Source organism: Cellulosimicrobium sp. GQ32 (assembly GCF_059758455.1).
In genome coordinates this window covers 188,485-213,176 of record NZ_JCAXEP010000005.1, presented here as the reverse complement: position 1 = coordinate 213,176, position 24,692 = coordinate 188,485, and the positions used below count along the sequence as shown (strand labels likewise).

Sequence of the window (24,692 nt, the reverse complement as noted above, 5' to 3'; positions counted from 1 at the left end):
CAGAACGATGACACCTCACCACTCCACCGACAGGATCCCCGAGGTCGCGGTCGTGTACGGAACGCGGCCCGAGGCGATCAAGATGGCACCGGTCGTGCACGCCCTGCAGGCGCAGGGCGCCGTGCGACCGCGCGTCATCGTCACCGGGCAGCACCGGCACATGCTGGATCCCGTCAACCAGCTCTTCGGCATCGTTCCGGACCATGATCTCGATCTCTTCCAGCCCGGGGCGTCGCTCGACCAGATCGTCGCCGGTGCACTGAGCGGCGTCGGCCAGGTCATGCGCGAGCACGACATCCGCGCAGTGATCGTCCAGGGAGACACCAGTACCGCGTTCGCGGGGGCGCTGGCCGGCTACCACGCCAAGGTGCCCGTCGTGCACGTCGAGGCCGGTCTTCGTACCGGGAACCTGTACTCACCGTTCCCTGAGGAGGGGAACCGCCGCCTCGTCAGCGCGATCACCGCGTTGCACTGTGCGCCCACCAGCGTCGCGGCGGCTCAGCTCCATGCCGAGGGGATCGCGCCCGAGTCGGTCGTGACCACGGGTAACACCGTCATCGACGCGTTGATCGAGGCGGCGGGCCGGGCTCGCCCCACAGGAGACGCCGTCGTCGACGCCGCGATGGAGTCCGGCCGCCCGATCGTCGTCGCCACGGCACACCGCCGCGAGTCGTGGGACGGCGGCATCGGCGCGATCGGCACGGCACTCGGGCAGGTGGCCCGGAGCCGGCCAGACGTCCTCGTCGCGGTGCCGGTGCACCTGAACCCCCGGGTGCGGGAGCTCCTTCTGCCTCCGCTCGCCGGGCTCGACAACGTGCGGATCCTCGAACCGCTGGCGTACGGGCCCTTCGCCCGCCTGCTCTCCAGGGCGCGCGTCGTGGTCACCGACTCCGGCGGCATCCAGGAGGAGGCGCCGGCGCTCGACGTCCCCGTCCTCGTGACGAGAGACACCACGGAGCGTCCCGAGGCCATCGCGACGGGCGCAGCAGAGCTCGTCGGGACCGACCCACGACGCATCGTCGACTCGCTCGAGCGGCTCCTGAGCGACGAGGCGCACCACCGGACCATGGCTGCTGCGGTGAGCCCCTTCGGGGACGGGAAGGCGTCGAGCCGGGTCGCTGCCGCCGTGGCGAACCTCCTGGGGCTCGCCGACCGGCTCCCGGAGTTCACGGGCGACGTCGACACAGTCGCTCGGATGCCGGCGGAGCCCGCCGTCGCGCGGGCGGACGCGGACGTTCAGGCGGGAGCGTAGGCACGTGACGGGAGACCCTCGGACGGTCGTCGCACTCCCGACCGGCGAGGCGGACCGCGACGCGTCGGACGCCAGCACCACGCCCCGCCCGCCCATGATGACGCGTCGAGAGCGACGGTTGCTCCGAGAGCGAGAGCGAGAGCGAGAGCGGGCGCTCGAGGCGTGGCCACGCCGTGGTCACGGCGAGCTGGTGGCCCTGCCGCGGCACGCGAAGCCCGACGACAGCGGCCTCGCACGTCCGGAAGAGGTAGCGGTGCCGACGCGACGGCCGGGCCCGCCAGAGACGGTGGTCCCGGTGTCCGGGCCCGCGTGGCACGGGACGTCGACCGTCGCTCCGGCACCCCCGGTCCTGCAGTTCGTTCCCGACGAGCCCCGATCTGCCCCGCAGGGCGTCTCGCCTGTGCTCGTTCCTGTCGCGTCCGCTCCCGCCGGTCCGCCGACGGCGGACGAGGTGCGCACCGCCGAGCGTCCTGCGCCCCAGGGCCCCTCACCGTGGTTCTTCCCCGCTGTGGACGGCCTCAGGGGGATCGCGATCGCGTCCGTCCTGCTCTACCACACGAACTGGTCGCCGCGAGGACTCTTCGGCGTCGACGTCTTCTTCGTCATCTCCGGCTTCCTCATCACCCTGCTGCTGTTGCGCGAGCTCGGTCGGACGGGCCGGATCGATCTCGGCTCGTTCTTCGTCAAGCGTGTCAAGCGGCTCGTTCCCGGCCTGCTCGTCACGCTCGCCGTCGTGCTCCTGCTCGTGTGGATCTGGGGAACGCCCCAGGAGCTCCGGGCGGCCGCCGACAAGGCGGTCTTCTCGGTGCTCCAGATCGCGAACTGGCGCCAGCTGACGTCCGGCGACGCGTACTGGGACCAGGCGGGCCAGATCAGCCCCCTGGCGCACATGTGGTCCCTGTCGATCACCGAGCAGTTCTACGTGGTCTGGCCGTTCGTGCTGCTCGGGCTGTGGTTCGTGTGCCGCGGACGGCCTCGGGTGGTCGTGGCCGCCCTGGTCGGCCTCGCTCTGGCGAGCGCCGCGGTGGCGCCGCTGATGTGGGACGGGAGCAACAGCGACCGTCTCTACCTCGGGACGGAGACCCGTGCCGTCGGCTTCGTCGTCGGCGCGCTCATGGCCGCAGTCGTCTACGCGCGGACCGCGCGACGGATCGAGAGCGGCGTGCAGGGCGAGCCCACGGCGGCTGCCCGGTTCGGGGTGACGACCGTGAGCGTCGTGAGCCTCGCGGCGGTGCTCGCCGCCTCGCTCCTGACGACCTCCTACCACGAACCCTGGCTCTATCAGGGCGGGATCGCCGCCGTCGCTCTGGCCGCGGCGATCTTCACGGCGTCGCTCTGCTCCGACGCGAACGTGCTCTCCCGCTTCTTCGCGGCACGGGTGTTCACCTCGTTCGGGCGGGTCTCGTACACGGTGTACCTCCTCCACCTGCCGGTGTACTGGTTCCTCATCGCGTCGGGACGCGGCATCGAGCCGCTGGGGCTCTTCATCGTCGGGGGCGGTGTGACCTGGCTCCTCGCGCTGGCGCTGCACCACGGACTGACCGAGCGCCTTCGGCGCGCGCCCTGGCGGGTCTCGCGAGCGGTCCCCGCACTCGGTCTCGCGTCCGCTCTCGTGCTGGTCGCGGGCGTCTACGGCCCCGGAGTGAAGGACGCCCAGCTCAGCTCGACCGACGTGCTCGTCACGGACGCGGATCGTGACTTCACGCTCGAACCGGGGCACGCGGGAGGGAGGCCCGTCGTCCTGACTCTGGGCGACTCCCTGGCCAACGACGTCGCGACGATGCTCGTGGAGCACGGCACCGGCTCGTTCGGGGTCGTCGACGGGGGGGTCGGCGGGTGCGGGATCTTCGAGCCTGACGGGAAGGTCCGGGCGTCGAGCGGGTACGAGTGGACGGATCAGGCACGGTGCGCCTCGTGGAGAGAGTCGTACCCCCAGCTCATCGAGTCCCATCAGCCGGACCTCGTTGTCGTCCACTCGTCGTGGGACGCGGCCGAGCAGCTGCTGGGGGAACGCTGGCTCGAGCCGCGTGACCATGAGTGGGTCGACCGCTACCGGGCGCACCTGGACCAGCTCGTCGGCTGGGCCGCCGCGAGCGCGCCCCATGCGCGGATCGTGCTCATGACGGACCGGCCGACGAACGGGATCATCTCGGATCCTGGCCAGATGCGGGCGTTCAACGACGTCCTGGAGACCTATGCCGCCGAGAGGCCGGGCGTCCTCCTCCTCGACCTGCAGGCAGCCCTGTGCCCGAGCGGAGGGTCGTGCCGCAGCGAGACGGAGGACGGGCAGGACATCTACCTGGCGGACGACGTCCACCTCGCGGACGAAGGCATGAAGCTCCTGGTGCCCTGGCTCGAGCGTGAGCTCGCGCGGATCCAGAGCACGGAGGGCTGAGGTGCGGACGCGACGTCATCGTCGGGGCGGCGACGGGTCCTGGAGGACGTGAGGAGAATGAGGCGCCCCGCGGTCCGGACCGTAGGCGACGGCGACCAGGGCCGCCGGCCGATCGGCCCACCGAGCCGTCGGCGCCCAGGCTCGCTCCGGGCACGACTGCTCGTGGCGTCGTGGATCCCTGTGCTCGTCGTCGCGTGCGGTGCGGGCTGGATCATCAAGGATCGGGTGTCGGCGTACGAGCAGGTTCGGGCGGCGGAGCACATGGTGTCGATCGCACCGGGGCTCGTGGCGTTCGACGTCGCCCTCGAGCGGGAGTCCCGGGCCGCCGTCGGGCTCCCGGGGCCGACGGCCGAGCGGGCTCACGAAGCGACCGACATCGCCCTCGACACCCTGCTGGACGAGATGCGGCCCCTCACGGGCACGCTCCCCGAGAACGTGGCGCAGCACGCCGACGAGCTGATCGCGCGAAGCGGCCCGGAGCGGCTCGACCTCCGGGAGAGGGCTGCACGCGGGGATGCCGGCGCGGTCGAGCTCGCGACCGCGTACGCGCGCATGCGCCACGAGGTGGCGACGCTTCCCGCTCTCCTCGCCCGGGGTCTCACCGACCGGGCGCTGGCTCATGAGCTGGATGCGCTCTCCGCCGTGAACGTGCTCGCCGTCGATGCGTCGACCTGGGACCTGCTCGCACGGGCGGGGACGGCATCGGGCGAGCCGGACCTGCTGGCCGACGCCGCGTTCCGCACCGCCGCCGAGAGGAGCGCCCGCGCGGCGGAACAGGCCGTTCAGGACGTCTCCGACCCGCCGGCGATCCCCGCGCTCGTCCCGGCGAGGGACGGAGGCCCGGCGGGGTACGGCGCCTACGCGGCCAGTCTCCGCGAGGCTCAGGACCACCTGGCGGAGCGATCGGCGGAGGCCGCTCGTGCCGCGACCAGGGCCTCCCTGGTGACCGGAGCGGCCGCCGGACTGGTCGCGCTGGTGACCGTCACAGGGCTTGCGGTGGCCGCACCGGTCCTCGCGCGAAGCGTGATCCGGCCGCTGGAGGAGCTCGCGGCTCGGACCGAGGAGAGCGTTGCCGCGTTGCCGACGAGGTTGCGGTGGATCGAGGAAGGCCGGACCGTGGTCCGCGTCGACCCGCAGAGGTCTCCGGCGACGGGCGACGACGAGATCAGCCGTGTCTCGCGGCGGATCGACGAGCTGGTGTCGACCACCGTCGACATGGCGACCGCCCAGGCGAGACACCGAGCGTCCTTGAAGGAGGCCCTCAGCACCGTTGCGCAGCGCGAGTCGAGCCTCGTCCGGCGCCAGCTCGTCCTGCTCGACGAGTTCGAGCGCTTCGAGGAGGATCCCGAGGCGCTCTCCCGCCTGTTCCGGCTCGACCACCTCGCTACCCAGCTCCGCCGGAGCTGCGACTCGTTGCTGGTCATCGCCGGGGCGAGGACGACCCGGCGGACGGCCCCCCCGATGAGCCTCGTCGACGTCCTCCGGTCAGCGGCGTCCCAGGTCGAGCAGTACGCACGGGTCGACATCGTCGCAGCGTGCGACCCGTTCGTGCGAGGACCGATGACGGGTGACCTCATCCACCTCTTCGCCGAGGTGCTGGACAACGCGACGACGTACTCCCAGCCCTCCACACGCGTCGAGGTGCGGGTGGCCACGGACGGCGCCTGCGTGATCGTCCGCGTCCGGGACCACGGCATCGGCTTCGACGGGGCTGCGCTGGAGAAGGCCCGCGCCCGGATCGCCAGGCCGGACGACGCCCTGATCGATCTCGGGAGGCTCGGGCTGCTCGTCGTCGGCCGCCTCGGCGAGAGGACGGGCGCCCGCACCACGATCGAGAGACCGGGCGTGGGGGAGGGGACCGTGGTGACGACCCTCCTGCCCCCCGAGGTTCTCGACCACGCCGACGCAGGCACGCCCTCGTCGCGGGACGTCGCCGGACCGTGGCACCAGTTCGACGAGAGCGCCGCGCGCCCTGGGGTGGTCACCCTCTACGGGCAGCGCACGGTCGTGCCTCTCGGTGGCGACCAGGACCAGGACCGCACAGCGGTCCGCCGGACGGACCCGACGGACGGGAGCACCCCATGACCACGACCGGAAGAGTGCGCCGGACAGCCGGCTCGCCGCGATGGCTCACCCTGGCGACGACCGATCCGGAGGCAGCTGCCGCGTACTACGCGAGCCTCTTCGGCTGGCGGTTCGAGGTGACGTCGGGCCCGGCAGGGGTGACTGCGACGTGCCCTGCCGACCACGTCCGCATCGGACCGATGGACGTCGACGCGTCGGAGGGCTGGACGCCGCACTTCGAGGTCACGGACCTGGCAGCGTCGGTGCAGATCATCCGGGACGCGGGCGGGTACGTCGGTCCGGTGCGCTCGGGGCGCTCCTCGGAGTTCGTCCATGCCCTCGATCCGAACGGGGCAGCGCTGGCGTTGCGGGACCCCGGACGTCGGGTGCTGAGCTCGAGCCCCGGCCCGCGCCACGCGCTCGCCTGGAGCGACCTGCACACGCGGAGCTACGAGACCGCGCTCCAGTTCTACAGCAGGCTCTTCCACTACACGTACCTCACGGTCGACAGTCCTCGAACGCCCTACAGCATGTTCCATGCGCTGGACGGTGGTGAGCTCATCGGCGGTATTCAGCTCAACACCGCGCTTCCCGAGTCCGTACCGGCGTTCTGGCTCCCTTGGCTGAACGCCACCGACGCCGACCTCGCCGTCGACCGCGCCGTACGCCTCGGCTCGACGGTTCTCTCCCCTGTCACCGACGGTGTCTTCGGTCGGATGGGCATCGTGAAGAGCCCCTGGGGCGAGGTGTTCGGCGTCGTCGACGCGAGCGTGCAGCGCCTTGCCGTGCCCTCGTTACGAGGTACCTCGGCGCTGGGCGGGGCGGACACCCGCGTACCGACCTCGGGCGCCCCGCCCGTGAGGGCCACGGACCCCACCGTTCCGTGGTGAGGTCTGCACGGTTCAGTCGTCGAACTCACGGCGCACGGTCCGGTCCCCGTCGTCGACGACGACCGTCAGGGCATGGTCCCGCCCCGGGGGGAGCGCCCTGACTGTCGCGCGTCCGCGACGGAGGGCCGCGACGAGGGTCGCGACCTCGCTCAGGATGCGCGAGTCCACGGGGCCCGCGCCGGGCCCGCGGTCGTCGAGCAGGAGGACGTCGACCCCGCGGCGTCGCGCCAGCGCGACCGCTTGAGCGAGAGGCGCCACGGCCACCATCGGTGCACGCAGCTCGTCGCGGAGCCCTGCTTCGACCTCGCGGGCTCGCGCTCGATCGTCAGGTGAGAGTCCGCCGGACTCGACGATCTCGTGAAGGAGGGGAGCCGCCCGCTCCTGGACGGCGACCAGGCGCGCACGGCTGCGGGCCGTCTGGTCCCGTGTCACCTCGGCCTGCAGCTGTGCGCGCAGCTGTGCCGCTCGGTAGGCGGTGATGCGGGACGTGGTCCGGACGAGCAGACGTCGCCACACCGTACCGATGGCGAGCGCGATCGCCGGCTGGACGACCAGCTCGAACGCCTCGGGAGCGCTCGGTCGGTGCACCGTGATCCAGGCGAGCAGCCCCAGCAGCAGGGCGCCTCCGCCGATCCAACCGAGAGCGACCGACCCTCGCACCATCAGAAGTGCTGCGAGATAGGCGCCGATGTCGAGCAACCACACCTCGTCGTGCGCGACCGGCAACGTGGGGAGCAGGAGGACGGCGTTCACCACCGGCACGGCGGCAACGATCGAGGCGCGCACGACGGGCAGGTCGTCGTCGCCCGGCGACGTGAGGACGAGCGAGCCGACGAGGACGACCGCGAGCCCGACGACGGACTGCCACCAGGCACGTTCGTGCCAGTCCAGCGCGACGCGCACGACACCGGTCGCCCAGACGATCATCAGCGTTGCTCGCGCGGCGCGCGTCCCGAGGCCGGAGGCGGCGCCGGTAGTCCGGGTCGGCCTCGACAGGACCGTCACGCGTGCCACCGGAGGGTCACACGCGTGCCCTCGGACGGGATGGAGCGGACCAGTCCGGAACCGTTGGTCAGCGCCTGCATGCGCCCGACGATGCTGTGTCTGATGCCGAGCCGCTGCACCGGGACGGCGCGTGGGTCGAACCCTGGACCGTGGTCGCGGACCTCGACGCCGATGGACTGCGCGTCGACACGGGCGTCGACCTCGACTGCTCGAAGAACACCGGACTCAGGGTCGCGGGCGTGCCGCCACGTGTTGCGCAGCGCCTCTACCGTCGCGGCGAGCACCGCCTCGGCCACGTCCTGCGGAACCGATCCCGTGCCGACCTCGACGTGAAGCCGTGCGGAAGGGACGATCTCGTCGACCCGGGCGGTGATCTCCTCGGCGAGCTTGCGCACACTGGTCGGGCCGCCCTCGTCGCGTTCGAGGCCGGTCTCCAGGTCGAGCACGCGCTGGGCACGGGCGGCCTGCGCGACGAGGGACGGCGTAGCCGTCGAGTCGGAGCGTGCGGCGAGGGCAAGGGTCGCCAGGATCTCGTCGTGCACGATCGTGGCCGTCCTCTGGTGCTCGGCGGCGGCGACGACTGCCGCGATGCGATCTCGTTCCTTCTCTGCGGCGGCTGCCCCGGCCGCGGCGAGTCGGCTGAGCTGGGTCCTGATCGCGACGAAGATCGCGACGAAGGCCACGTTGCCGACGTGGGTCGCCACCTGCGCCCAGGTCGAGGTCGTGACGGGGAGGTCGGCGAGCCACATCGTGGCAGGCACCACCAGCGGGGTGACGAGCGCCATCCCGGCAGCCAGCTGCCACGGCGCGACGAGGAGGACGACGGTCACCGCGTACGCCTCGACCTCCCAGATCCAGGGGACCTGCCCGGTGGTGTCCGCAGGAGCCGTCGCCGCGGCGGCCCAGGTGAGGAGAAGGACGAGGTAGACGGGCGGAGTGAGCGTCCACAGGACTCGGAGCGCGGGGAACGGCAGGACGTCGCCGAGGACGGCGGGGACCAGGCACAGGGCGAGAAGTGCGATGGCCGCCGCGTTCCACCACGGCTCCATGAGCACCCAGCCCTGACGCGCACGAGAGAGTGCGACCAGGACAAGAGTCGCGCCACCGAGAGACATGAGCCAGCCGAGCCGGCGGTCGACGTGCTCGGCCGGGCTCGCGTCGCGTCCCCAGAGCCGCTCGGTGTGCCGCCGTCTGCTCATGAGGGTGGCCCGATGATGCCGTCCTCGATCGCTCGTCGGAACAGGTCGATCTTCGTCTTGGCGGGCCGGTCGACGGAGGCATACTTCGCCCGGATCTTCCGGACGTGGTCCAGCACGGTCTCGCGCGAGATGCCGAGGATGTGCGCGACGCGCTCGGCCTTCTCGCCCGAGGCGTAGAGCTCGAGGACCTGCGCCTCGCGCGACGTGAGCCCGGCCTCGGGGATGGCGTCGTCACCGTCGAGGGCGGCCGCCCAGTCGGTCGAGGCGACGACGTCGCCGCGGAGGGCGGACCTCACTGCCTCGACGAGGACGTCGGGGGGTTCCGACTTGCGGATCATGCCGACGACGTCCGCACGGGCGGCCTCGCGGACGAGTGTCGGGTCGTCGCCGGAGGTGTAGGCGAGAGCGTCGATCCCGGCGGCAGCGAGCAGCCGCACGTTCTGGCTCGGGGTCGACCCGTCGGCCAGGCGAAGATCGAGCAGGACGAGGTCGAGGTCGTCCGTCGCGTTGAGCAGCGGGCGGACTCCGCTCGCGCCGGCGACGACCCGGATGTCGGGGGTCTGGGCGAAGAGCCCTGCCACCCCGAGCCTCATGGCGGCGTGGTCGTCGACGACCCCGAGCCGAGCGCCGCGCCAGTGTCCAGCGGCGTCTGAAGGGCGGACGGGTGGTTCGCTCACGGCCATCCACGCTCCTCTCGTCAGGGCCATCGAGCACAGGCCCCCGGAAACAGTCACGCCGGCACGTCATGCGAAGTCTTCCAGAGGTGGGGAATTCGCGCCCCCGTTTCCAGGGTGAGCACAGGACCGACCGGTCTCCGATCCGGGACTCGCGTCATCGCCGTCCCGTGGTACGGGTCATGTCGGGTGTGAGTGTGCTTGACGACGGCCGGCACGGACGGCCCAGGACCCGACGATCGATGAGGACCCTGCGGCAGGCGACGGCGGCCTATGTCCTGCGTGCACGCCGTCGGCACGGCGACGGGTCGGAGCCGTACTCACGGGGTGTGATGAGCGTCGTCGACTCGATGTCCGCGTCGCTGCACAGCGCCGAGACGGATCAGGAGCTCCGCCGTGCGCTGGTGTGGGTCTTCGTGGACGGCCTCGCTCGCTCAGAAGCACGGAGCGGGTCGTGGTGGGCCGGCGCGGCCGCGGTGATCGGTGACCTGGAGCTCGCCCTGCTCGGGTGGAGCGACGAGCACGTGATCGACGTGTGGTCGGCGCTGGCCTTCCAGTCCGCCGCGGACACGCTCTCCGGCGCCGAGGGCTGCGTGGCGCTCCGTGACTGACCGTCCGCCGTCATCCGGGCCCTGGGACGGGGTCATGGGAGTCGACACAGTCTTCTCGGCATCCGATGGGAGCCCCGTGCCCGACCTCACCCTCGACATCATGCACCGCCACTGCAGAGAGCTTCCTCCGGCGGCGGCCGTCCGTGAGGCTCGCGACGCGCGTCTCACGGTCCTTCGAGGTGACGCAGCGCTCGCGCGGCGTCAGCTCGAGGGGTTCGAGAGCGCGATCCGGGTCGGCGGGCGGGTGATCGGGATGCAGGTGCACCCACCTGCGGTGGGCGCCTACCGCGCGCAGCTGCGCGCCGAGCTCGGTCGGCTGGAGGCGCGGATCGCTCGTCTCGAGCACGGCTTCCGTGCGTCTGCTGTGCTCGTCACCTCCTCGGGACCGGACTCGGCGACGCGAGTGCGTCCGACCGACAGTCCCCCGGGCTCAGGCCACCAGACCGACGGGCCAGACGACGGCGAGAAGGACCGTTGAGACCGACGCGAGGACGCCGACGACCAGGTGGGCTCGTCGGCGCCGATCGTGCCGCGCGACCCGCTCGGGCCAGGGCGGCAGCGACGGTGGTGCGTGACGGGTCTGGCTGTCTGTCCTCATGTACTGCCTGGACACGGCGCCCGGCCCACGGTGACGCACACCGCTTCATCGGGACCGACCCCGTGGTGCCGCGTCGGCCGACTTGGCCGTTTTCTCCCGTGCGCCTGGTTGTCGCCCACAACTTCATCCCCCTAGAAACAGGGGGTCTCGGGTGTCGCCCAGGAGATACCTCCGTAGCGTCGGAGCCGATGCCAGCGCCGGGACGAGCAGGGAGGTTCGGCGCGCACGGGGACGGCGACCGTCGACGTCTTCGAACGGTGGAACGCAGCTCTGGTACCGGACGCGCCCAGCCCCCGGAGGGGCAGGACACAGGTACCTCTGGTGGACGAGGCACGCACGCGCAGCGGTGAACCGGGAACGCACGACCCAGCCGACAGGGAGCGATTGATGAGGATCGATCGAACGTCAGGGACGAAGAGTCCGCGCCGCGGGTCCGTCCGTCGCCGCACGGCGTGGAGGCGGTTCGCCGCCGCGGCGACGGCGCTCGTCGTGTCGTCAGCGCTCCTGCCCTGGACGGCGTCCGACGCGGTCGCCGCGCCCGGCGACCCGTTCCCCGTGGACCCGGCCCGTGTGTTCGTGGCGCAGAACGACCCCACCGGTATGTACACCGCGATCCAGGGTGCCGGCTCGGTGACGTTCGTCCCCGACGGCCCGACGTCGGGCATCGGGTACAACGGGATCGGCTACCGGGTGTCCGACAACTACATCTACGGGATGCAGCGGACCCCCGTCGCGTCGAAGAACGACCTGGTCCGGGTCGGACAGGGTGGCGTCGTCACGGTGCTCGGCACCGTCAGCGGGCTCCCCGCGCTCCCCGGCATCCAGTACTGGAACGCCGGCACGTTCGGGGCGGGCGCGTCGGCAGACACCTTCTTCGTCCGCGCGTCGCTGCCGGACACGTCCGACCCGGTCATGTCGCGGTTGTACGCGGTCAACGTCACGACGCTGGTGGCGACGCCGATCACGCTGTCCCAGCCCGTCCCCAACACGTCGGACATCATCTTCAAGGACGGGTTCGTCTGGGCGTTCCACGAGGGAACGGTCGCCTACCGCATCAACCCGACGACCGGCCAGACCTCGGCCTTCAGCACGGCGTCCCTCGGGTTGAGCGGGGCGTTCGGTGCCCAATGGGTCTACGGGAACGGGAACGTCGGTCTGTCCGACAACGCGTCCGGCGTCGTCACGCAGGTGCGCATCAACAACCCCACGTCGGCGAGCCCGACCTTCGAGATCGTCAGCCAGCAGGCGGGGCCGTCGAGCAGCAACAACGACGGCACCGCGTCGCCCGGCCTGCCCACGGACCTCGCGGTCGTGAAGGACGGCCCCGCCGAGGTCGCGCCAGGGGGTACCTTCACGTACACGCTGACGGTCACGAACAACGGGCCGGGGACGTCCAGCGGGTTCACGCTGAGAGACGCCGTCCCGTTCTCGCTCACCGGAGTGTCCTCGCCCACCCCAGGGTGCACCGGGGGCTTCAACCTCATCACCTGCACGGGCGCGGTTCTGCCGCCGGGGGGGTCGACGACGATCCAGATCGTGGCCACCATGCCGCCGGGAGCGACCGCGTGCGTCGTGAACACCGCCTCCGTCCTCGCGAACGAGAGCGACCCCAACTCCCTCAACAACGTGGACGACGCGACGACGTGCCCGACGTCCCCGGCGTTGAGCATCACGAAGTCGTCGGACGCGACCGAGGACACACGGATCGGCGACGTCGTGACGTACACCGTCACCGCCACGAACACGGGCGATGCGCCCTACACGAGCGCGAACCCCGCCATCGTCACCGACGACCTGACCGGAGTCCTGGACGACGCGACGTACAACGCCGACGCGACCGCGAGCGTCGGCGCCGCGCCGTCGTTCACCAGCCCACGGCTGTCCTGGTCGGGGCCCCTGCTCCAGGGGTCCTCCGTCGTCCTGACCTACTCCGCGACGCTCACGGGTAGCGGTGACGGCCTGGTCCGCAACGTCGCCTTCCGCGGCAACGGACCGACGCCGCCGTGCAGTCCGCCGGTGGGAGGCGTCGACCCCGGCACGGGGGTGCCGTGCGCGGAGACGAGACTCGAGCTGCCTCGCCTGACGATCGCGAAGACGGCGAGCACGTCGACGCTCCCCGCGGTCGGCAACACCGTCACGTACACGGTCACCGTGACGAACGTCGGGCCCGGCGACGCGACGGCCTCGGCGCCCGCGCGGATGGACGACGACCTGAGCGACGTGCTCGACGACGCAGACCTCGACGAGTCGAGCATCACCGCCTCGTCGGGGACCGCGGGCTTCACGTCTCCCGTGATCTCGTGGGAAGGGCCGCTCGCGGCCGGTGAGTCGGCGACGGTCTCCTACACGCTCACCTACACGGCGGGCGGTGACCACGTGCTGGAGAACCTGGCCTGCCTACCGGGGTCGGTCTCCCCAGGAACCCCCCCGTGCGCGACGGTGGTGGTGCCCGGTTCGAACCTCCGCCAGTGGAAGGAGGCCGAGGCATCCTCGGACCCGGTCGTCGCCGGCTCGACGATCACCTACACGCTGTTCTTCGAGAACCTCGGTGCGGCGCCGGCCGACGTCGACGCGGTGGACGACCTCGCGTTCGTGGCGGACGACGCCGACGTGACGCAGGGGCCGGTGGCGGGCGTCGGGCTCGCCGCGACCCGGACCGGTGACGAGATCGCGATCACGGGCTCCGTCGCTCCCGGACAGACCGCCGTCGTGAGCTACGTCGTCACGGTCCGCCCGGACGGCGAGCGAGGCGACGACACGGCGGTGAACTTCCTGCTCGGGCCGGACGAGACTCCGCCGTCGACGCCGGACTGCGATCCGGCAGACCCGGATCTCCCGAACTGCACGAGCACGCCGATCGCCGCCGTGGTCTACACGAAGTCGGTGGCTGCGTCCGACGACCCCGTGCGCGCGGGCACCGTCCTCACCTACACGGTGACGATCGAGAGCACCGGCGCCGTGACGGCACCCGTCGCACGCGAGGACGTCCTCGCGGGTGTGCTCGACGACGCCGAGCTCACCGGCGTCCCGGAGTCGGACACGCCGTCGGTCACGGTGAGCGGTGTCGCGGCCGAGCGGTTCGCCATCGGCGGTGAGCTCGCGCCCGGTACGACGGCGACCGTCACCTACGAGGTGACCGTCCGGCCCGACGCCGAGCGGGGCGACAACCGCGCGGACAACTTCCTCGTCGCGCCGGGCGGTACGCCCCCTGCGGAGTGCGACGAGGGTGACGCGGGGTGCACCAGCACCCCGATCCCGCTGGTCGTGGCGTCGAAGTCGTCCGATCCCGCCCCGGGGACCACGGTGCAGGCAGGTGACGAGGTCACCTACACCCTCACGTTCGTGAACGAGGGGGAGGCGACCGGACCGGTCGACCACACCGACGACCTCGCGGACGTGCTCGACGACGCCACGCTCGTCACCGATCCCGCGGCCTCGGACGGCACGCTCGTCGCCTCGGCCGTGACCGACGGGTCGTTCACCGTCACGGGCTCGCTCGCGCCCGGTCAGTCCGTCACGGTGAGCTACACGGTGTCGGTCGACCCTGACGGTCAGCGGGGGGACAACCTGCTCGGCAACGTCCTCGCCCCGACGGGCACGACCGACCCGCAGTGCGAGGACGACGCCGTCTCCTGCACCGAGCACCCCGTGGCGCAGCTCGTGTCGTGGAAGTCGGTGGAACCCGATGCGACGCCGGTGGTGGCGGGGACGGTGCTGACGTACACGTTGTTCTTCGAGAACGTGGGTCGGGGTGTCGGTCAGGTCGATCATGTGGACGACCTGACGCACGTGCTCGACGACGCGGACGTGACGGTCGAGCCGGGTTCGGACGACCTGTCGGTGGTGCGTGACGGTGCGGTCATCACGATCGCGGGGCCGGTTCCTGCGGGGGAGACGTTCACGGTGACGTACCAGGTGACGGTGCGTGGTGACGGTGAGCGCGGTGACGACCTGGCGGCGAACTTCCTGCTGACTCCGGGTGAGACGCCACCGGTGGATCCGGTGTGCCAGCCGAGCGACGCGCAGCGGCCGGACTGCACGCTCACGCCCGTCGGGCGGCTCGCGGTCGGGAAGGCGGTCTCGGCCTCCTCCGACCCCGTGGTCGCGGGGACGGTCCTGACGTACACGCTGACGTTCGACAACCAGGGCCAGGGGCCGGTCGCGGTCGACAGCACGGACCTCCTCGACGACGTCCTCGACGACACGACGATGACCACTCCTCCCTCCGCGTCGGACGACGCCCTGGTCGTCTCCGACGTGGTCGACGGTTCGTTCCGGGTGACCGGCGAGCTGGCCGCCGGCCAGACCGTCACCGTGACGTACCAGGTCGAGGTCAACGACGAGGCGAGCCGAGGCAACGACTCCGCGGACAACTTCCTCGTCAGCACCGGTGAGGCACCGCCCACCACGTGCGTGGACGGCGATGCGACCTGCACGGTCACGCCGCTCCCGAACGTCGGGGCAGCAAAGTCCGCCGACCCGGCCTCGGGGACGACGGTCCTGCCGGACCAGGACGTGACGTACACCCTCACGTTCGCGAACACGGGCCAGGCGCCCGGCCCGGTCGACTACGTCGACGACCTGTCGGGCGTGCTCGACGACGCGGACCTCACGGTGTCCCCGCAGTCGTCGGACCCGGCGCTGACCGTCAGCAGCGGGACCGACGGTGCCATCGCCGTGACCGGAACGCTCGCCGCCGGGCAGACGGTGACGGTCTCCTACACCGTGACCGTCCGGCCGGACGGTGCTCGCGGCGACAACCGGTTGGGCAACGTGCTCCTGGAGCGGGGAGAGGAGCCACCCGCGACCTGCGAGGCAGGCGACCCGAGGTGCACCGAGCACCCCGTCCCGGAGATCGTCGCGGGGAAGTCGGTCGACCCCGCGTCCGGGACACCGGTCGTCGCGGGGCGACGCCTCGTCTACACGCTCACCTTCGCGAACGTGGGTCAGGCGCCGGGTTCCGTCGACCGGGTCGACGACCTGACCCACGTGCTCGACGACGCCGACCTGACCGTCGAGCCCGCGGCGTCGGACACGGCGCTCGTCGCGACGCGAGACACGAACCGGATCTCGATCACCGGGTCGCTCGAACCGGGCCAGGTCGTCACCGTGACGTACGAGGTGCTCGTGCGGCCCGCGGGCGAGCGCGGGGACGACGTCATCGCGAACTTCCTCCTCCGGCCCGGCGAGGAGGCCCCGACCGAGCCGGTGTGCGAACCAGGCGCTCCCGTCGCGGCGTCGTCCCTGGCGACGGGCGCGGAGGAGCTGGTCGAGGCGCTGGCAGCGCTCGACATTTCTGACTGCACGACGAACCTCGTGGGTGAGATCGCGCCGTCGAAGAGCGTGTCGCCCGAGTCCGGGACGACGGTTCGGGAGGGACAGGTCCTCACCTACACCCTCGCGTTCGAGAACACCGGGCAAGGGGCGGTCGCGGTGGACTTCACCGACCACCTCGCGGGCGTGCTCGACGACGCGGTCTGGGTCGGGAACGTGACCACCACGGGCGGTCTCGACGTGTCGGGGCCGACCGCGGACGCGCTGCTCGTGACGGGCACCGTGGAGCCCGCGGAGACGGCGACCGTCACGTACCAGGTCCGCGTGCGACCGCATCCGGATCAGGGCGACCACCTCCTGGTGAACTTCCTCGTGCCGACGGGCGTGTCACCGGCCTCGGAGTGTGTCGCGGAGAACCCGCTCTGCACGCAGAACCCGACGCAGCCGCCCGCTCCGGTGGTACCCGATCCTCCGTCGAAGGGCCTCGCCCACACAGGCTCGGCACTCGTCGGGGTCGTCGGTGTCGGGTCGCTGCTCCTGCTGCTGGGGATCGCGCTGCAGCTCAGCGGGCGGCGGCGTGGCGTGGACCGCGGGACAGGAGCGCTCTCCGACAGCTGACGAGCGGACACGACGCTCTCGGCCCGGACTCGCGACGGTCGGGCCGAGAGCGTCGTGCTGCCGGAGACCACCTGGGACGTGGTCAGCAGGCCCGCCACGCCGGTTCCGCGCTGGGCCGCACGCCAGGTGACGACTCCCACGCGACGGCGTCAGAGTGAGCACGGACATGTGTCCAGGAGTCATGTACGGGGATCCGACGGATCCCCTCCATGATCTCTGCGAGGAGGAGCATGTCCACCCAGCCCTCGGCACGCCCGGCGCGGGCGAGCAGACGACCAGCCCTCGCGTGGGCGCTGGCATCGACCATGACGCTGCTGCTCGGGCTCGTCGGCGTGACCGCCGCCGCGTCGTCCGCGGCAGCCGTCGAGATCGACGCGATCACCGGCGTCACGGTCTCGCACCCGAGCGGCACCGTCCAGCAGTGGGACTCCGTCCGCGTCGACGCGACGTGGGCCGTGCCCGACAGCGCGCACCCTGGCGACACGTTCCGACTGGCTCTTCCGACGACGCCGCGTGTCGTCGGGTTCCGGGACGCCTTCGACCTGAAGGACCCGTCCGCGGCCGTCGTCGGCTCGTGCACCGTCGAGGTCGAGGAGATCGTGTGCGTCCTCGGCGAGTACGTCTCGACGCACACGGGTGTCCACGGGAGCCTGCACTTCCTCGCCCAGGTGACGGAGACGTCAGAGGAGGACACGATCGTCTTCACGACGGGTGGAGGCGTGGAGATCCCTGCCGGCGTTCCGGGTGGTGGGGTCGGCGTGCGAGAGAACCCCGCACCCGCGACGCCCCGCAAGAGCGGTCAGCTCGATCTCGCGAGGTCGACGATCGCCTGGCAGGTGCTGATCCCCGGCGAGTACCTCACGGACGAGGACGGGGAGCCCGTCGTGCTCACCGACACGCGGGACCCGCGCCTGGAGCTCGACCCCGCCAGCTTCTCGATCGCCTACTTCGCGGCGGAGGACTGGAACGGCGGGAGCTTCGCGGCTGCCGCGACCCCGCTCACCAGCGACCAGTTCACCCTCGAGCACGGGCCGGGCGCCCACCAGCTCACGTTCAGCGTGCCGGACGCCCGCGGTGCGGGCTTCGTCTACGCGATCAGCTACGAGACGGCCCTCCCGGACGACGTCCGTCCGGGGGACAGGTTCGAGAACACCGTCGCGGGCACGTCCGTCGGGGATGTCACGGCGCTGGCGCACTACGTGCGGGCCGGCGGCAACGCCTTCGGTGAAGGCGTGCGCTCGATCCTCCTGCTCAAGCAGGTCGACGGCGACGGCGCGGGGACAGCGGTTGGGCCGTTCGAGTTCGAGCTCGCGTGCGTCGACGACGAAGGCAGCCCGCTGCCGGGGTTCCCGCAGTCCGCCGAGGTGTCGGCCGGCGGGACGATCAGCTTTGCCGCAGTGCCCGTGGGCGCCACGTGCGAGCTCGCCGAGACGCACGACGGCGGCGCCGACAGGGTCGCCTTCGCCCCGGCGGGGCGGATCGAGGTCACCGCGGACTCGCCCGAGGTCATCCAGGTCGTCGCGACCAACACGTTCGACGCGCACGTGGGCCGGATCGCCGTGACCAAGCTCGTCGAAGGGGACGCCGCGGACGCAGTGCCCAGCGCGACCGAGTACACGGTCGCCTACACGTACGACACCGGCACGGGTGAGGTGTCGGGCGAGGTGGTCGTGTCCGACGGGACGACGTCCGACCTCGCGAACCTCCCGGTGGGCGCCGTCGTGACGCTCGACGAGGTCGAGCCGGCGACCGTCGAGGGAGTGGTGTGGAAGGAGCCCGTGTTCTCGGGCCACGGCGTCGAGGCCCTGGCGGACGGCACCGCGCGCGTGGTCGTCGGCGACGGGACGACGGTGCAGGTCACCTTGACCAACCACGCCGACGTGCCGACGGTGCCCGTCGAGCCCGCAGAGCCGGCAGAGCCTGGGCCGGCCGAGCCCGGGTCGTCGCTCGCGACGACGGGCGCCGGAGTGGCCGCGGCGGTCGCCGTCGCCGCGGCGCTCCTCGCTCTCGGTCTCGCGGCCGTGCTGCTGTCCCGAAGGGCGCGAGCCTCGTGACGGAAGCGCACGGTCGTGACCGACGGCGGACGACCGTCCGGCGTCATCCGCTCCGACTTCTCGTGTCCTGACAGATGTGGCGGTCGCCCGACTCCGTCCCGACCGTCACACCCACGGCCACGCGTGCTCTCCTCCCGTCTGCGCGTGGCTCGCCCGAGGCGTCACAGCCTCGGGTGGCGCGCGGGTCGCTCTCGCCCCCACCCTTCCAGGCGAGGCGGCCCGCGCGCCTCCCTCGGATCGCTGCCTGCGCATCGGTCTCCGGGACGACGAGGGCAGCGAAACCCTCCGCGTCGTGACCGGCTTCGAGCGTTCGCGGGGGCCCGGCGCTCGCGGTTCCGCTGGGCCGGTCATTCTCGGTCCTGCGCGTCACGGACCGCAGCCGTCGCAGCTGCGACGGACGTGGAGTGCCGCTCGAACGAGGCGCGCTCGAGGTCTGCGTCTCGGATCGACGCCTCCGCGTGGGCGAAGAAGCGGAAGCGCGGATCCTCGTAACCGGGCCTCTCCTCGTCGGGCAGGACGTCCTGGGCGTCCTCGAGCGCGCCGGCGAGCGCGACGCGCACGGCGTCGTCGGGGACCCGCCCCGCGGAGGTGCGGTAGACCTGGTTGCCGGTGGAGACCGCCTCGCGCAGGAAGTCCTCTGCCTGCCGAACCCGGGTGTCCGCGGTGCGGTGGGTGAGGGTGAGCGCTTCGAGCTGTCGCTGCGTCGAGAGGCTGACGGTCGCGGTGACGACGAACCCGGTGGTGAAGGCGCTCAGCGCGAGGCACGCGCTCACGACGAGCGCCCGGCCCGGGAGCCCGCGCCCGGGGCTCCGGTGCCGCGTCCGGGGCGGGTCCGCACGAACCCAGACGGCCCGATCGACGACCCGCGACTTCTCCAGCACCATTCTTCCTTCGCTCCCTCGGCCCGCCAGGGCCTTGACCGCTGGACCACGTCGACGCGCACCAGGTGGGGTGGCGTCCCACCCATGTGGACACGAGGGGGTGGGCTGCATGACGCAGGCGCCTGAAGGGGTGGTGCGCACCCGTCTGGGCCCGTCGCCGAGGTCGCGTCATAGCGCGACGCGCCCCGTGTCCTCCATAGCGACGCCCGAGGTCCAGGTGTGGGGGAGTTCTTCCCCGCGGCGCCTCCGGGTCGTCACCGTCGACGTCTCCGGGGCGGCGCAGGGGGCCGGCCCGGAGACGTCGACGGTCGGTCTCGCGTCGAGACCGTTGACGCTCTCCGGTGGCCGGGCTATCCTCCGGCGCCACGTTCGGAAATCTGCTGCGAAATTTCGAACCGACACGAAGGAGTGCCTGATGCAAGGATCGACCGACCGCGTGCACCGGCCGACGCGACGCCGCCGGAGGGCCGTCGCCGGGATCGTCGGCGGGGTGACGCTCGTGACCGGACTGACCGTCCCCGCGGCGGCAGGAGACGTTCCGACCGCGGCGACGTCCGACGTCGGGCGGCCCGATCTGACGGGGGCTCAGCGGGCGACGCTCGAGACGTACGTGGGGGACACCTACGCGTCGCTGGTCGCCATGACGGACGAGCGGACCGGCCTGCCCGCGGACAACATCGAGGGCGACCTGGACCCGGCGTCGAGCAGCGCGTACACGTCGCCGACGAACATCGGCGGGTGGCTGTGGTCCACCGTCGTCGCGCGCGACCTCGGTCTGGTGGACGCTGCGGTGGCGCACGACCGTCTCGCGACGACGCTCGACACGCTGGCTGCTCTCGACCGGCACGACGCGAGCGGGATGTTCTACAACTGGTACGACCCCGCGACCGGCGACAGGGTCGAGACCTGGCCGGACGACGGCAACCAGGTGCACCAGTTCCTCAGCTCGGTGGACAACGGCTGGTTGGCCGCGGGCCTGCGCGTCGTCGCGGAGGCGGAGCCGAGCCTCGCGGACGAGGCGCGCGCGATCTACGACGACATGCACTTCGGTGCGTTCTACAACCCCGACGCGCGTCCGGACCTCGGCGTCGGGCTGCTGCGTGGCGGGTTCTGGGACGAGGAGCCGCCCGGCTGCTCGGTCGCGGGCGACTACCTCGGCACGGGCACGGACGTGTTCTACACGTGCCACCACTACGACACGACGGTCTCGGAGACGCGCATCGCGACGTACCTCGGCATCGCGGAGGGCGAGGTGCCTCCCGAGGCGTACTACGCGAGCTACCGGACCTTCCCGGACACGTGCGACTGGTCCTGGCAGGAGCAGAAGCCGATCGGCGAGACGCGCGAGTACCTGGGCGTGCCCGTCTTCGAGGGCGCGTACCGGTACCGCGACCTCGCGGTCGTGCCGGGCTGGGGCGGCTCGATGTTCGAGGCGCTCATGCCGGACATGCTCGTCCCCGAGGCGGAGTGGGGGCCGACGTCGTGGGGCGTCAACCACCCGCTCGTCGTGCGCGCGCACAAGGAGCACGGCCTCGACGAGGCCGGCTACGGGGCCTGGGGCTTCTCGCCCGCGAGCAACCCCTTCGGCGGGTACGCGGAGTACGGCGTCGACGCGATCGGCCTGCGCTCGGACGGCTACCTGTCCGACGGCGAGACCGACGTCGACCTCGGGTTCGAGGGCTGCCGCGAGGCGACCAACCCCGCGCCGGAGTTCGGCGACGGAGTCGTCACGCCGCACGCGTCGTTCCTCGGCCTCGCGTACGACACCGAGGGCGTGCTCGACAACCTGGCCCACCTCGCCGACGACCTCGGCGCCTACGGCCCCGGCGGGTTCTACGACTCCGTCGCGGTCCGCTCGGGCACGGTCGCCGAGCGTTACCTGTCGCTCGACCAGGCGATGATCGTCGCCGCGATCGGCAACGTCCTCGACGACTCGCGCCTCAAGGACTACTTCGTCGACGACGAGCTCGAGCAGCGCCTGCGCCCCCTCATGGAGGCGGAGACCTTCTCGGCCACGGCGGACCTCACGCCCGGTGTGGGCGCCGACGTCCAGGTCCAGGCGCGCTGCCTCGCGGGCCGCGCCCACGTCGCCGTCCGGGCGACGAGCACGGGTGACGGGCGCGCGGACGTCACGCTCGCCACCCCCTACGGGACGCGGTCGTTCGACGACGTCGTCCCGCACCGCAGCGCGTACCAGTCGTTCGCGGCCCGCGCGGCGGAGATCCCGGCCGGCACCGCGACGGTGACGGTCACGTCCGGCGACGGGTCGTCGACCCAGGAGCTGTCGTACCGCTACGCGGGCGTCTCCTGCGGCTGACCGGCCGCCGCCGCGTCGATGGACCGGCACCGGTGACGGGAGGGACGCGAACGCGTCCCTCCCGTCCGTCGTGGTCCGGGCGTGCCGAGGCGGGCGTCCGGACCTCGCCCCAGAGCTGGGCAGGGGTCGTGTCGGGACCGCGTCAGGACCGCGGGGGAGCGGTGGACTCCCGGACGACGAGGCGCGTCGCGAGCTCGGTGCGCAGCGTGTGCCCGCTCGCGGTGCGCGCGCGGTGCACGAGCCCGACGGCCGAGGCGCCCATCTCGACGAGAGGTTGGCGGACCGTGGTGAGCGGCGGGTCGGTCCAGGGTGCGACCGGCAGGTCGTCGAACCCGACGAGCGAGACGTCGCCCGGCACCGACCTCCCCGCCTCGCGCAGCGCCCGCAGCGCGCCGAGTGCCGTGTCGTCGCTGCACGCGAAGATCGCGGTCGGCGGCTCGTCGAGGGCGAGCAGCCGCTGGACTCCTTCGTAGCCCGCGGGTACGCCGTACGTGCTCAGGCAGACCAGGTCGTCGCCGACCGGGACGCCCGCCCGGATCATCGCGGCGCGGTAGCCGGCGAGCCGGGCGATCGCGTTGTCCTGCTCCGGGACGCCGGTGATCGTCGCGACGCGCCGATGCCCGAGCTCCAGCAGGTGCGTCGTCGCCTCGAGCGCCCCCTGGAAGTTCGCCGCCCCCACGCTGAGCACGTCCTCGGGCGGGCGTCGCCGGGGGTCGACGACGACGAGCGGCACGCCCGCCTCGGCCAGCGTGGCGCGCGCCTCGGCGTCGGGCACGGCGACGACGCTCACGAGCCCGTCCGTGCCCCGCGTGAGCGCGTGCCGGACCCAGGCACCGCAGTCGTCGGGGTCCAGCTCCACGGACAGCACGACGTCCAGGCCCAGGCGTCGCGCCTCCGCGACCGCGCCGCGCACCACCGCCTCCGACCACGGACCCTCGAAGTCGACGATGCGGACGTCGACGAGGCCAGTCCGCCTGGCCGTGGGAGGCCGGATCTCGTAGCCGTGGCGCCGCAGGACCTCGGCGACGCGCTCACGCGTCGCCGCCGAGACGTCCGGGCGCGCGTTGAGCACCTTCGACACGGTCGGGACGGACACCCCGGCCTCGGCTGCGACGGCTGCGAGCGGGACGTTCCGCCGACCGGGGCGCGCGGTGCTCATCCGGCTCCTTCGTCCCCGTCGCGCGACGGAGCGACCCCCGTGGCGCGCGCCGCCGTCAGCCAGCCGAGCGGGTCCTCGCTCGCGACGAGGTCGGTCCCGGACACGAGCCACGAGGCCCCGGCGCGGAGCGCCCGGGGGACGATCGCGCGCGTGACGCCGCCGTCCAGGCCGACGGCGTGACCGGGGCGGGCGACCTGCCCGACCGTGGCGAGCGCGTCGACCTGGAACGTCGAGCCGGCGTGGCCGGGGGAGATCGACATGACGAGGACGTCGGTCCCGGGCTCGACCTCCGGCACCTCGACGCCGGGCGAGAGCGCGACGCCGGCGCGTGCACCCCGCGCGCGGACGCGGTCGAGGGCGGTGCGCCAGTCACGCGTCCCGGCGTGGACCACGACGAGCTCGCAGAAGTCGGTCCAGCGGTCGACCTCGTGCAGCGGTTCCTCGACCATGAGGTGCGCCTCGGCGGCCAGCCCGCTGCCGGCCGTCACCTCTGCCGCCTCCGCCGCGGTGAAACCCCCCGCCGCGGCGAAGCGCCCGTCGGTGTGGTCCCAGTGGACGGTGCGGAGCCCGGCCCGGGCGAGCCGGTCGGCCTCCGCGGCGACGCGGTCGCGCGGCGTGGACCAGAACGATGCGGCGACGCGGGTGCGGGGGTCGCTCATCGGCCCGTGCCGCGCGGGACGGGGGGGAGCTCCAGCAGGGCCTCGGCGCACCGCTGCTCGGTGACGAGGGCGGAGACGAGGCCGGACCGCGTGACGGCGTGGACGGCGGCCGCCTTCTCGTGCTCGGCGGCGACGGCGATCACCTGGGGCACGCGGGCGAGCTGGCGCGCGGAGATCGAGAGGCACCGCTCGGCGAAGTCGGGGACGAGGTCGCCCTCCGCGGTGAGGAGGATGCCCGCGATCTCGGCGCGGACCCCGCGCGCGGTGAGGTCGTCCCGCTCGTCGCGCCCGAGGACCTCGCGGAGCTGGGAGATCGGCGGGTCCCACGAGCCGATCGCCACGACGGCGACGTCGACACGGTCGAAGAGCGAGAGGGCGCGGGCGATGTCCGGCTGGCGGCGCAGCGTGGCCGCGGTCGCGGCGTCCTCGACGACCAGGGGCGCGAAGATCGCGTGCGCGTCGCCCCCGGCGCGCAGGGAGACTCGGCGGATCACCTCGACGGGGGAGTCGGAGAGGTCGGAGCCGACCGCACCGGTGAGCTGGACGACGGTGACGGGGGGCAGTGCGGTGAGGCGCTCCGTCATGGCGGTGAGCGTCCGCCCCCAGGCGAAACCGAGGGTGTTCCCCGGGCGCAGGGACCGGGTGAGCAGCTCCGCGGCGGCCGCGCCGACGTCCTCGCGCAGCTCGGACACGGTGTCGCGGCCCTGGACCACGAGGCACTCGTCCAGGCCGAGGTGCGAGCGCAGGCGCGCGGAGAGGGCCGGGTCGACGACGCCGGCGTCGTCGATGGTGATGGTCACGATCCCGGCCTCGAGCGCCTGCTCGAGCATCCGGGCGACCTTGAACCGTGAGACGCCGAGCTCCTCGCCGATCTCGACCTTGGATGCCGAGTCCACGTAGTAGCGGCGGGCCACGTGCGCGAGCTCGTGGCGCGAGAAGTCCGTCATGTCACCCATTCTTGCTCATCTGAGCGCTCGTCTGCACATATGTTACCGATCTGTGATCGAGGCGCGTTGCTTGCGGCCTCGTCGTGTCCATACTA

15 protein-coding genes are annotated in these 24,692 nt (G+C 72.3%); 8 read left to right on the top strand and 7 right to left on the bottom strand.

Features of this window, described 5'->3' with window-relative positions; genetic code table 11:
• The first annotated feature begins 7 nt into the window (after positions 1 to 7).
• The 4 genes from wecB to AC6CH9_RS10580 all read left to right on the top strand — a co-directional run bounded on the left by wecB (position 8) and on the right by AC6CH9_RS10580 (position 6,601).
• Positions 8 to 1,252 carry a non-hydrolyzing UDP-N-acetylglucosamine 2-epimerase gene (gene wecB / locus AC6CH9_RS10595; protein ID WP_498154851.1) on the top strand — a complete coding sequence of 415 codons (1,245 nt, stop codon included), beginning with the start codon at positions 8 to 10 and terminating at the stop codon, positions 1,250 to 1,252.
• Between the two features lie 295 nt (positions 1,253 to 1,547).
• Positions 1,548 to 3,647 (top strand): SGNH/GDSL hydrolase family protein, encoded by a 2,100-nt coding sequence (locus tag AC6CH9_RS10590; protein WP_498154850.1) that lies wholly within the window; start codon positions 1,548 to 1,550, stop codon positions 3,645 to 3,647.
• 162 nt (positions 3,648 to 3,809) lie between these two features.
• The gene (locus AC6CH9_RS10585; protein WP_498154849.1) at positions 3,810 to 5,732 is read left to right on the top strand and encodes a sensor histidine kinase; all 1,923 of its coding nucleotides are present in this window, start codon (positions 3,810 to 3,812) and stop codon (positions 5,730 to 5,732) included.
• Entirely contained in the window at positions 5,729 to 6,601 is an 873-nt protein-coding gene (locus AC6CH9_RS10580; protein WP_498154848.1) for a VOC family protein, read from the top strand. Before AC6CH9_RS10585 ends, AC6CH9_RS10580 begins: the two co-directional genes overlap by 4 nt.
• 12 nt (positions 6,602 to 6,613) lie before the next feature.
• Here the strand turns inward: AC6CH9_RS10580 and AC6CH9_RS10575 are convergent, their stop codons facing one another.
• From AC6CH9_RS10575 to AC6CH9_RS10565, 3 genes are read right to left on the bottom strand one after another with little or no spacing between them, the layout of a single operon-like run.
• Complete coding sequence (locus AC6CH9_RS10575; protein ID WP_498154847.1) at positions 6,614 to 7,606, bottom strand: DUF8320 family protein; 993 nt, start codon at positions 7,604 to 7,606, stop codon at positions 6,614 to 6,616.
• Positions 7,603 to 8,805 (bottom strand): sensor histidine kinase, encoded by a 1,203-nt coding sequence (locus AC6CH9_RS10570; RefSeq protein ID WP_498154846.1) that lies wholly within the window; start codon positions 8,803 to 8,805, stop codon positions 7,603 to 7,605. The genes AC6CH9_RS10575 and AC6CH9_RS10570 overlap by 4 nt, the downstream gene beginning before the upstream one ends.
• Entirely contained in the window at positions 8,802 to 9,482 is a 681-nt protein-coding gene (locus AC6CH9_RS10565) for a LuxR C-terminal-related transcriptional regulator (RefSeq protein WP_498154845.1), read from the bottom strand. Before AC6CH9_RS10565 ends, AC6CH9_RS10570 begins: the two co-directional genes overlap by 4 nt.
• Before the next feature lie 329 nt (positions 9,483 to 9,811).
• On the opposite strand from AC6CH9_RS10565, the gene AC6CH9_RS10560 reads away from it, so the two are divergent.
• The 3 genes from AC6CH9_RS10560 (at position 9,812) to AC6CH9_RS10550 (ending at position 18,634) form a co-directional block, all read left to right on the top strand.
• Positions 9,812 to 10,090: a hypothetical protein gene (locus tag AC6CH9_RS10560; protein WP_498154844.1), complete on the top strand. Its 279-nt coding sequence runs from the start codon at positions 9,812 to 9,814 to the stop codon at positions 10,088 to 10,090.
• A 985-nt stretch (positions 10,091 to 11,075) separates the two neighbouring features.
• Positions 11,076 to 16,580, top strand: coding sequence for a DUF7927 domain-containing protein (locus tag AC6CH9_RS10555; RefSeq protein ID WP_498154843.1), 5,505 nt, complete (start codon positions 11,076 to 11,078; stop codon positions 16,578 to 16,580).
• Positions 16,581 to 16,810: 230 nt separating this feature from the next.
• The gene (locus tag AC6CH9_RS10550) at positions 16,811 to 18,634 is read left to right on the top strand and encodes a DUF5979 domain-containing protein (RefSeq protein ID WP_498154842.1); all 1,824 of its coding nucleotides are present in this window, start codon (positions 16,811 to 16,813) and stop codon (positions 18,632 to 18,634) included.
• Between the two features lie 347 nt (positions 18,635 to 18,981).
• Here AC6CH9_RS10550 and AC6CH9_RS10545 read toward each other — a convergent pair whose 3' ends face one another.
• Positions 18,982 to 19,518 carry a hypothetical protein gene (locus AC6CH9_RS10545; protein WP_498154841.1) on the bottom strand — a complete coding sequence of 179 codons (537 nt, stop codon included), beginning with the start codon at positions 19,516 to 19,518 and terminating at the stop codon, positions 18,982 to 18,984.
• Positions 19,519 to 19,930: 412 nt separating this feature from the next.
• Between AC6CH9_RS10545 and AC6CH9_RS10540 the strand changes: the two genes are divergently transcribed.
• Positions 19,931 to 21,832: a glucoamylase family protein gene (locus AC6CH9_RS10540; protein WP_498154840.1), complete on the top strand. Its 1,902-nt coding sequence runs from the start codon at positions 19,931 to 19,933 to the stop codon at positions 21,830 to 21,832.
• Between the two features lie 142 nt (positions 21,833 to 21,974).
• Here AC6CH9_RS10540 and AC6CH9_RS10535 read toward each other — a convergent pair whose 3' ends face one another.
• From AC6CH9_RS10535 to AC6CH9_RS10525, 3 genes are read right to left on the bottom strand one after another with little or no spacing between them, the layout of a single operon-like run.
• The gene (locus tag AC6CH9_RS10535; RefSeq protein WP_498154839.1) at positions 21,975 to 22,991 is read right to left on the bottom strand and encodes a LacI family DNA-binding transcriptional regulator; all 1,017 of its coding nucleotides are present in this window, start codon (positions 22,989 to 22,991) and stop codon (positions 21,975 to 21,977) included.
• A complete protein-coding gene (locus AC6CH9_RS10530) occupies positions 22,988 to 23,650 on the bottom strand; it encodes a beta/alpha barrel domain-containing protein (RefSeq protein ID WP_498154838.1) in 663 nt (220 codons plus the stop codon). Before AC6CH9_RS10530 ends, AC6CH9_RS10535 begins: the two co-directional genes overlap by 4 nt.
• Complete coding sequence (locus tag AC6CH9_RS10525; protein ID WP_498154837.1) at positions 23,647 to 24,597, bottom strand: sugar-binding transcriptional regulator; 951 nt, start codon at positions 24,595 to 24,597, stop codon at positions 23,647 to 23,649. Before AC6CH9_RS10525 ends, AC6CH9_RS10530 begins: the two co-directional genes overlap by 4 nt.
• Positions 24,598 to 24,692 lie beyond the last annotated feature (95 nt).

What these genes read in the sequence shown, in the direction of transcription:
- AC6CH9_RS10550 (WP_498154842.1), top strand. Translation starts at nt 16,811, where the DNA reads ATGTCCACCCAGCCCTCGGCACGCCCGGCGCGGGCGAGCAGACGACCA.
- AC6CH9_RS10540 (WP_498154840.1), top strand. Translation starts at nt 19,931, where the DNA reads ATGCAAGGATCGACCGACCGCGTGCACCGGCCGACGCGACGCCGCCGG.
- AC6CH9_RS10545 (WP_498154841.1), bottom strand. Translation starts at nt 19,518, where the DNA reads ATGGTGCTGGAGAAGTCGCGGGTCGTCGATCGGGCCGTCTGGGTTCGT.
- AC6CH9_RS10555 (WP_498154843.1), top strand. Translation starts at nt 11,076, where the DNA reads ATGAGGATCGATCGAACGTCAGGGACGAAGAGTCCGCGCCGCGGGTCC.
- AC6CH9_RS10535 (WP_498154839.1), bottom strand. Translation starts at nt 22,991, where the DNA reads ATGAGCACCGCGCGCCCCGGTCGGCGGAACGTCCCGCTCGCAGCCGTC.
- AC6CH9_RS10580 (WP_498154848.1), top strand. Translation starts at nt 5,729, where the DNA reads ATGACCACGACCGGAAGAGTGCGCCGGACAGCCGGCTCGCCGCGATGG.
- AC6CH9_RS10560 (WP_498154844.1), top strand. Translation starts at nt 9,812, where the DNA reads ATGAGCGTCGTCGACTCGATGTCCGCGTCGCTGCACAGCGCCGAGACG.
- AC6CH9_RS10525 (WP_498154837.1), bottom strand. Translation starts at nt 24,597, where the DNA reads ATGACGGACTTCTCGCGCCACGAGCTCGCGCACGTGGCCCGCCGCTAC.
- AC6CH9_RS10570 (WP_498154846.1), bottom strand. Translation starts at nt 8,805, where the DNA reads ATGAGCAGACGGCGGCACACCGAGCGGCTCTGGGGACGCGACGCGAGC.
- AC6CH9_RS10530 (WP_498154838.1), bottom strand. Translation starts at nt 23,650, where the DNA reads ATGAGCGACCCCCGCACCCGCGTCGCCGCATCGTTCTGGTCCACGCCG.
- wecB (WP_498154851.1), top strand. Translation starts at nt 8, where the DNA reads ATGACACCTCACCACTCCACCGACAGGATCCCCGAGGTCGCGGTCGTG.